Genomic DNA, 2,026 nt, shown 5'->3' with positions numbered 1-2,026 from the left:
TTTTAATGCAGTTGCGCGACGACATCCCGACGATTCTCTATCCGGGGGTGTGGGGTTTATTTGGTGGTCACTTGGAAGCGGGTGAAAGTCCAGAAATAGGGTTAAAACGAGAGTTAAAAGAAGAAATTAACTACGAAGCCCCTAGTTTACGCTATTTTCGCTCTTATAACGATGATAATCTCTCTCGTTATCTTTATCATGTACCCCTGACCGTGGCATTAGAAAAATTAGTGCAAACAGAAGGGCAAGATTTAGCATTATTACCTCCGGCTGCCATCCGTCAAGGGGAATACTATTCCCAGAAGATTAATCAGACTCGTCCTTTAGGAAAAATTCATCGCCAGATATTGCTCGATTTTATAGAACTAGAATTATAGTGGATGTTAGAGCCAGACAAGGAACTCCCTTATCTATACGGAAGTCGTAGTTAACACTGCTTCTCACCTCCCTCGAAGGCAAAATGCTCCCGCTTTTTGAATGGCTTTATTGAAACGTCAATCTTATTTTGGCTTTGTCTTTATGAACCAGTCGCGTCCCTCGTTCGTTTCCGTGCAGAAACTCCTATCTGGAGGTGCGATCGCTACCCTAGCAGTTAGTTCCCTGATGGTCCTCACCCCCGCAGCCAAAGGGGAAAAACCCTTAGAAGATAACCCGAAAGCAGTCATCGACCAGGTTTGGCAAATTGTTAATAATGAATTTGTAGATCGTGGTTTTCATCAAATTGACTGGCAAAAAAAACGTCAAGAATTGTTAAGCAGAAATTATACCAATTCCCAACAAGCTTACACGGCAATTCGGGAAACTTTAAAGGAATTGGGTGATACTTATACCCGTTTTTTAACCCCTAGGGAATTTTCTGTCCTCACCAGTCAAACTTCCGGAGAATTATCGGGAATTGGGGTACGTTTAGCTCTCGATAAACGCACTAGCGATCTGGTTGTTGTCGATACGGTGAAAAAATCCCCCGCCAAGGAAGCGGGAGTGAAAAGCGGCGATCGCCTGATCAGAATTAATGGCAAACCCACCGCTTTAATGACCTTAGAACAGGCAATGGAGGCACTACAGGGAGAAGTGGGTACTAGCGTTAGTTTACAGCTTGCCCGTCCCGATCAAGGGGTATTTGAAGTGACTTTGACCCGGGTAGATATCGAAATCCCCTCCGTTAGCTATACCCTTAAACAGGAAGGTGGGGTGAAAGTTGGTTATATTAAACTGGATGAATTTAGTTCCCACGCAGCCGAACAAATGAAACAGGCGATCGAGGAATTAAGTCAACAACAGATATCTGGCTATGTTCTCGATCTGCGGGGCAACCCCGGCGGGTTACTATTTGCTAGTGTCGATATCGCTCGTATGTGGATGAAACAGGGCAAAATCGTTAGCACCATCGATCGACGGGGCGGAGATCGTCAATTTATCGCCAATAACACCGCTATTACCGATTTACCCCTAGTAGTCTTGGTTAATAAAGGTTCAGCGAGTGCCAGCGAAATCCTCGCCGGAGCGCTAAAAGAAAATGGCCGGGCGACTTTAGTAGGTACATCGACTTATGGCAAGAGTACCGTCCAATCGGTACACACCCTCTCCGACGGTTCCGGTTTAGCGGTGACAATTGCCCGTTATTATCCCCCCAACGGCGAAAATATCTACAAAAAAGGCATTAAACCCGATGTGCAGATCGAGTTAACCCAAGAACAACAGCTGCGCTTCCGCGATGATCCTTCTTTGCTGGGAACTAAGGATGATCCCCAGTATCAACAGGCGATCTCACTCCTACAATCCCATAGTGTCAAACGTCCCGGCACTGGCAATCTCAATAACCCTTTGAGTAGTCGGGCCGAATAATTGTCCTCAATAATGTCTAAGTAGGTGGGTGGAATTAAATATAAGATGAACGTAGGTTGGGTTGAAGCATGAAACCCAACGCCCGCATAGTTTACACTACCGCCAACCCATTCTACAAATAATTGTGCCTCTCTACTTAGGGTCTGCTGAAAAAGTTTTTCCTAGGGGCAGGGTGTAGGGT

2 protein-coding genes are annotated in these 2,026 nt (G+C 45.6%); both read left to right on the top strand.

The window, feature by feature from the left end; all coding sequences use genetic code 11:
- Positions 1-377, top strand: a 377-nt coding sequence (locus IQ242_RS23420) for an NUDIX domain-containing protein (RefSeq protein WP_193961605.1), incomplete at its 5' end; no start/stop codon positions are given.
- A 142-nt stretch (positions 378-519) separates the two neighbouring features.
- A complete protein-coding gene (gene ctpB / locus IQ242_RS23415; RefSeq protein ID WP_346304791.1) occupies positions 520-1,845 on the top strand; it encodes a carboxyl-terminal processing protease CtpB in 1,326 nt (441 codons plus the stop codon).
- Positions 1,846-2,026: the final 181 nt, after the last annotated feature.

The sequence above is a fragment of the Microcystis sp. LEGE 08355 genome (assembly GCF_015207185.1).
GTDB lineage: Bacteria > Cyanobacteriota > Cyanobacteriia > Cyanobacteriales > Microcystaceae > Microcystis > Microcystis panniformis.
Note: the sequence above shows the minus strand (reverse complement) of the source record. Positions and strands in the feature narration are given on the sequence as shown.

Bases quoted from the DNA above. Each gene is read 5' to 3' on its own strand.
- ctpB (WP_346304791.1), top strand. From the start codon at position 520: ATGAACCAGTCGCGTCCCTCGTTCGTTTCCGTGCAGAAACTCCTATCT.